This window comes from Pedobacter sp. HMWF019 (assembly GCF_003061025.1).
Classification (GTDB): Bacteria; Bacteroidota; Bacteroidia; order Sphingobacteriales; family Sphingobacteriaceae; genus Pedobacter.
The window spans coordinates 23191-29861 of sequence record NZ_QAIL01000617.1 but is presented as its reverse complement, the minus strand read 5'-3'; the positions used below and the strand labels follow the sequence as shown (position 1 = coordinate 29861).

The 6671-nt window shown below is 40.1% G+C and carries 5 protein-coding genes and 1 pseudogene; all 6 read left to right on the top strand.

Going from position 1 to position 6671, the window contains the following annotated elements:
- Positions 1-81: 81 nt before the first annotated feature.
- Positions 82-1227: pseudogene (locus tag DBR11_RS30485) on the top strand (DNA mismatch repair protein MutL); the annotation flags it as partial.
- 3 nt (positions 1228-1230) lie between these two features.
- Positions 1231-1965: a rhomboid family intramembrane serine protease gene (locus tag DBR11_RS29180; protein WP_108556035.1), complete on the top strand. Its 735-nt coding sequence runs from the start codon at positions 1231-1233 to the stop codon at positions 1963-1965.
- Positions 1958-2821, top strand: a complete 864-nt coding sequence (locus DBR11_RS29175; protein WP_108556034.1) for a rhomboid family intramembrane serine protease — start codon at positions 1958-1960, stop codon at positions 2819-2821. Before DBR11_RS29180 ends, DBR11_RS29175 begins: the two co-directional genes overlap by 8 nt.
- Positions 2822-2824: 3 nt before the next feature.
- Positions 2825-3937, top strand: coding sequence for an endonuclease/exonuclease/phosphatase family protein (locus DBR11_RS29170; protein ID WP_108556033.1), 1113 nt, complete (start codon positions 2825-2827; stop codon positions 3935-3937).
- A 267-nt stretch (positions 3938-4204) separates the two neighbouring features.
- Positions 4205-5665: a cysteine--tRNA ligase gene (gene cysS, locus DBR11_RS29165; RefSeq protein ID WP_108556036.1), complete on the top strand. Its 1461-nt coding sequence runs from the start codon at positions 4205-4207 to the stop codon at positions 5663-5665.
- A gap of 6 nt (positions 5666-5671) precedes the next feature.
- On the top strand, positions 5672-6661 hold the full coding sequence (locus DBR11_RS29160; protein WP_108556032.1) for a M28 family peptidase: 990 nt from the start codon (positions 5672-5674) through the stop codon (positions 6659-6661).
- Positions 6662-6671 lie beyond the last annotated feature (10 nt).

Here is a 6671-nt window from a genome sequence, read left to right as displayed (position 1 = left end):
CTATAATGAGAGACTGATCCCGGTGGAGGAAGAAACCTCCATCATCAATCTTAAAGGGTATATTGGTAAACCGCAATTCGCAAAAAAACAAGAGGCGAACAATTCTTTTTTGTAAACAACCGGTTTATTAAAGATGGATATCTCAATCATGCCATCAATAAAGCTTATCAGGATTTACTGCCGGAAGAGAATTTTCCGCTATATGTATTGTTCATTGATATAGACCCGGCCAAGATTGATGTCAACGTACATCCAACAAAAACGGAGATTAAATACCTGGAAGAGAAATCTGTTTATGCCATCATACATTCTGCGGTAAAACGTTCCCTTGGGAAATTTAACATTAGTCCTACGATAGATTTTGATCAGGAAACAGGCTTTAGCGGTATGATTACGCCAAAAGCCCCGGAAGATATCGTTCCGCCAACCATTAGTTTTAATCCCGAATTTAATCCCTTTAAGGAAGATAAAGTTTCAGAAAGATCTGTATCCTCTTATTCCGGATCTTCATTTTCAGGAACTGGGGGCTACGAATCCAGAGCAGCCAGTACAAAAAACTGGGGTTCTTTATACGAAATAGCAAACCATTTACCGGCGGAGCAGGTTAAAATTGAATTACCGGGGGTATCAGAAATAGAAGAGAATTATGCACCACTTCAGAAACAATTGATGCAGGTACATAACCGTTATATTGTTTCACAGATTAAATCAGGGTTAATGGTAATTGATCAGCAGGCTGCACATGAGAGAATTCTCTATGAGCGGTTCCTTGTTCATCTGGAAGACAGAAAAGGCGCTTCACAACAAAGTCTGTTCCCGCAAACGGTGACATTGAGCCCTAATGATTACGAACTTGCTAAAAGCTTGCTTGAAGATATTAAAAGCTTGGGTTTTGAGGTTCGTGAATTTGGGAAAAATACGCTGGTAATTGAAGGGATTCCAGTTGACCTGGGGAGCAGCAACATTAACGAGACGCAGCTTTTTGAACATTTGATTGAAGGATTTAAAAATTCCCAGCAGGAATTACGACTGGACAAAAGAGATGCATTGGCCCGCAGTATGGCCAGAAACAGTGCTATTAAAAGTGGGACGAGTTTAAGTCAGGAAGAAATGAATATGCTGATTGAACAATTGTTTGCCTGCAAAATGCCTAACTTTAGTATCGGTGGAAAACCGGTGATACAAACCATTACGTTAACAGATCTTGATAAGAAATTTGAGAAATAAACAATGAATAATATTCATATACCACCAATAGTTAAAAACCTGCTGATCATTAATGTGTTGTTTTTTGCGGCGACTTACGTAATGCAAAGTAAGGGTATTGACTTGTCTACCTATCTTGGTGCCTTCTACTTTGATTCCTCCTATTTTGAGATATGGCAGCCTATAACCTATATGTTTATGCATGGTGGTTTTACCCATATACTGTTCAATATGTTTGCGCTATTTATGTTTGGCGGTATACTGGAAACTCGTTGGGGAACAAAACGATTTATTAATTTCTATCTGATCACAGGCCTTGGTGCCGTCGCATTGCAAATGGGTGTGCAGGCTTATGAGGTCTATCAAATTACAGGATCAGTTGTTCATAATCCTGTCCATGTTGACTTGGCTGCCCAGATGGCTTCTGTAGGAGTTCCGGGGATATCTGAAGCCGATAAAAATACATTGATCGGAATCTATGGATTTCCTATGGTGGGCGCGTCGGGTGCTATTTTTGGCTTGCTTGTTGCTTTTGGTATGCTGTATCCAAATACGGAGTTATATATTATGTTTATTCCAATACCTGTAAAAGCAAAATATATTGTACCTGTTTATATACTGATAGAGTTATCCCTGGGCGTAGCACGCGTACCTGGAGATTCTGTTGCACATTATGCCCACCTGGGAGGAGCACTTCTGGGCTTTATTCTTGTTAAACTGTGGAAAGATAAAAATACATTTTACGACTACTATGAATAGCACTCTTTTTGAAGAATTGAAATTTAAGGTGTTTAAATCAGGTAACCCCATCTTTTTCTATATAGGGATCAATACCCTGATCTTTGTGGTCATGGCACTTCTTGGTGTGGTGATCTTTTTATCCGGTAATCCTTCGTTGGCACTAGATGGGCTGGTGAGAGAATACCTTGCTTTTCCAGCTTCTTTAGAAAGACTTCCATTGCGGTTTTATACTGTAATTACTTATCAATTTTTTCACGAAGGTTTTTTGCATCTGCTGTTCAATATGCTTTGGCTTTACTGGATGGGGCAGATTTTTCTCGACTTTATGAAACCCCGTCAATTTCATTTTATCTATTTATCGGGTGGAATTGCCGGTGCGTTATTTTTTTGCGCAGCCTTTCATATTTTTCCTGTATTTGCAGCAAATATTTCAACTGCCACAGTAATTGGATCTTCAGCCTCTGTAATGGCAATCATTGTAGCCTCAGCCACCCTAGTTCCTGACTATACTATACGTTTATTTCTAATTGGAGATGTCAAGCTTAAATATCTGGCGCTTGCTTATATTGTTTTGGATCTGATTGGGGTAGCCTCTGTAAATGCGGGTGGTAGCTTCGCGCATTTGGGAGGAGCTTTGCTGGGGTTCGTATATATCAAAGCTTTGCAGAATGGTAAAGACTGGAGTAATTTATTTAAGAAAAAATCTAAACTCAAGGTAGTTAGAAACGAAGGATATAAACAAAGTGCAACCTCCAAAGAAAATACTGTTGCCCAGCACGAGATAGATGCGATTTTGGATAAGATATCTAAAACAGGTTATGATAAGTTGAGTAAGGAAGAAAAAGATACCTTATTTAAAGCCAGCAAACATTAGTGGATGAAAAAAAAGAAGGCCACATTTTTGGATAAATTGGTACGCATTACTGCGCTATTCCTTGCTATATCCCTTCTTTTGGGTTGTATTGCCGGAAATGTAGATCCAAGAGCGAACAGACTGATTCCTTTTTTCGGACTGGCTTATCCCTTTCTGCTGCTGCTCAATTTGTTTATGATCATCTGGTGGTGCCTTCGCCGCCGCTGGACCTTTGTTCTGCTTACATTAGGTATTATCCTTTTGGGATGGCGTGCACTTACCGCAACCATTAGCATTTCTGGCGAACGCGGAGATGGACCTAAATCCAGTGCCGATCTGTTGCGCATGATGACCTACAATGTGCATAGCTTCAAGCCTTTTGATTCCGGTAATGTCGAGTCTGTAAAAGAAAAGATGTTGCAGGTTGTTAAAAAGGAAAATCCGGATATTATGTGTTTTCAGGAATATTATACCCGAAGAAAAGGAAGTTATGCTATTACTGACAGTTTAAAAGCGATGCTCAATACGCCCTATTACTACTTTGTTCCGTCTTCCAAAAACGAATACGAAGCAATGGGTCTGGCTATCTTTTCAAAATATCCAATTAAAGACAAAGGCAATATCGTTTTTGATGCGAATCATGGGGGAAACGCAAGTATCTATGTGGATATTGAAGTCAATCATAAAATGTTGCGGGTGTATAATGTGCACCTGCAATCTATTTCTTTCGATAAGCAGGACTACCAGTATCTGGATAAGGTAACCAAGAAGATGGATGCGGAAATTGTACCTTCAAAGAGGATTTTGAGTATGCTGAATACGGCCTTTCTGAAAAGAAGTGCCCAGGTAGACATCCTGAAGGCAAGCATGAAAACCTGTAAAATTCCCTTTTTAATTGCCGGGGATTTCAATGATACACCTGCATCATATGCAGTGACCCAGTTGACGACCTCGCTTAATAAAACGTTTGAGAAGAAAGGACGCGGTCTTGGGCGGACCTATAATGGGAAATTCCCTAATTTCCAGATCGATTATATTGCAGTGACCAAAGATATTGAGGTCGTCAATCATAAAATCATTGAGGCGCGTTTGTCTGATCACTTCCCCGTTAGAAGTGATTTGAGATTAAGCCCCTAATTTTTTTACCTTTGCACAAATAATAACTCCGCAATAAAGTACATTCGAAACACCGTGAGTTTTATACCCATAGAAGTAAATGAACTGAACTTGCGAGCTCTTGAACACAAGAATTAAATAAATACTGATGAAACCATCATGAACAAACACTCACAAACAACAATGAACCGAGCTTTAGCGAGCTCCTGAATGCAAAATCAAATAAATGCTAGTGAAAAATATGCTCATGATAGCTTCATTACCGATGAAAAACAAATTTATATTCCAATGAAAACCGGCTTACAGCTATACAATACCCTCACGAGAAAGAAAGAGATCTTTGAACCCCTCAACGCTCCGAATGTCGGAATGTATGTTTGCGGGCCAACTGTTTACAGTGATGTTCACTTAGGTAATTGCCGTACATTTATCTCTTTTGATTTAATATTCAGGTATTTGAAATACAGCGGTTATAAGGTGCGTTATGTCAGGAATATTACTGATGCTGGTCACCTGGAAGGCGACCGTGATGAAGGGGATGATAAATTTGCCAAAAGAGCAAAACTGGAACAACTGGAACCCATGGAAATTGTTCAAAAGTATACATTGGGTTTTCATGAGGTGTTGAGAATGTTCAATACACTTCCACCAAGTATAGAACCCACTGCGACGGGCCATATTATTGAGCAGATCGAAATGATCAAGGAGATTATGGCTAACGGTTACGCCTATGAAGAAAATGGAACAGTTTATTTTGATGTAGAAAAATACAGTAAAACATACAACTACACCATACTGACCAACCGGAACCTGGAAGACATGCTGGCTAATACCCGTGAACTTAGTGGTCAGGATGAAAAACACGGTCGTCTGGACTTTGCGCTTTGGATCAAAGCTAAGCCAGAAACTTTAATGAAATGGGCTTCGCCCTGGGGCGTAGGTTTCCCGGGGTGGCATATTGAATGCTCTGCTATGAGTGCAAAATATCTTGGACAGGAATTCGACATCCATGGAGGTGGGATGGACCTTGCAGCTACACATCATACCAATGAAATTGCGCAGTCTGAAGCATGCAGCCATGTGCAGCCTGCCAGATATTGGATGCATACCAATATGTTGACCGTAAATGGTGCAAGAATGTCAAAATCTGCGGGCAATGGTTTTCTTCCATTAGAACTTTTCACAGGAGCACATCCTTTATTGGAACGTGGTTATAGCCCAATGACCGTAAAATTCTTTATGCTGCAGGCTCACTATCGCAGTACGCTTGATTTTTCCAACGAAGCATTGGATGCATCTGAAAAAGGTTTCAGAAGGCTCATGAATGCAACAGCTTTACTGGAGAAACTCGTGCCATCAGAGAAAAGTGACTTTGATATCGGGAATATCAGATTGAATTGCATAAAGGCAATGAATGATGATTTTAATAGCCCTGTCGTTATCGCTGAACTGTTTGAGGCTGCAAGGATCATCAATAGTGTTTATGATGGTAAGGGACAGTTAAATGCTGTTGATCTTGATAAATTGAAGCAATTGATAAGCGATTTTGTGTTTGATATTTTTGGATTAAAAGATGAAGATAGTTCTAATACAGAACTCAATTCTGTTCTGGATATGGTGATTGACATCCGTAAATCGGCTAAGGAGAATAAAGACTATGCGACCTCCGATAAGATCCGTGTCGGGCTTCAGCAGATGGGGATACAGCTTAAGGACAGCAAAGAAGGAACAACCTGGAGTAAAATATAAATACAGATGAAGAGATACATAGGACTAGTAGCTTCGGCTGCACTTGTTTTTCAGGCTTGTCATTCTGACAGAAATAAAACTGCAACTGCTACTCAAGCTACAGAAGCTGTAAAGCTGATTTCACCGGAATTTAATGCAGATAGTGCATATAGCTATACGAAAACCCAGGTTGATTTCGGCCCTCGTATTCCCTCTACCAGCGCCCACGAAAAATGTGCATTTTATCTGGTGAATAAACTGAAATCTTTTGGAGGAAAAGTAACCGTTCAGGAAGCTCAAGTAAAAACTTATGACGGAAAAAGCCATCAGCTTAAAAACATTTTGGTTTCCTTCTATCCTGAAAAGAAACAAAGAATATTGGTGACAGCCCATTGGGATGCTCGCCCTTTTTCGGATCAGGACCCTGATCCCAATATGAAGGATAAAGCTTTCGATGCAGCCAATGACGGTGCCAGTGGTGTTGCAGTTATCCTGGAGATGGCCAGACAACTGCAAAAGAAAGAGACTAATGTAGGGGTCGATTTTATTCTTTGGGATATCGAAGATTATGGTAAGGCCAATGATGAAACACCTAATGAACAGACCTGGTGTACAGGATCTCAATATTGGGTTAAACATCAACCTGCAGCTGCGGTTAAGCCATTGTACGCCATTAATCTGGATATGGTTGGTGGGGCCAATGCCCAATTTACTCAAGATGAAGTATCCAGAAAATATGCTTCAAATATTGCAGCGAAAGTATGGAGTATTGCGGATGAGATTGGTTACGGCTCTTATTTTCTTAACATCCCTTCTGGAAACCTCATAGATGATCATTTTTGGATTAATCAGGCAGGGATTCCTGCAATAGACATTATACATTTCACAGATGCTTCAGGTTTCTATATGAATTGGCATACACAACTTGATAATCTGAACAACATTGATAAGAATACACTAAAAGCGGTTGGACAGACCGTCCTGGAAACAATTTATCGGGAATCGCCAGCAGCTTAATGTGCATTTG

Excerpts from the sequence above, each read along its gene's own strand:
- DBR11_RS29180 (WP_108556035.1), top strand. The coding sequence starts at position 1,231 with ATGAATAATATTCATATACCACCAATAGTTAAAAACCTGCTGATCATT.
- DBR11_RS29175 (WP_108556034.1), top strand. The coding sequence starts at position 1,958 with ATGAATAGCACTCTTTTTGAAGAATTGAAATTTAAGGTGTTTAAATCA.
- DBR11_RS29170 (WP_108556033.1), top strand. The coding sequence starts at position 2,825 with ATGAAAAAAAAGAAGGCCACATTTTTGGATAAATTGGTACGCATTACT.
- cysS (WP_108556036.1), top strand. The coding sequence starts at position 4,205 with ATGAAAACCGGCTTACAGCTATACAATACCCTCACGAGAAAGAAAGAG.
- DBR11_RS29160 (WP_108556032.1), top strand. The coding sequence starts at position 5,672 with ATGAAGAGATACATAGGACTAGTAGCTTCGGCTGCACTTGTTTTTCAG.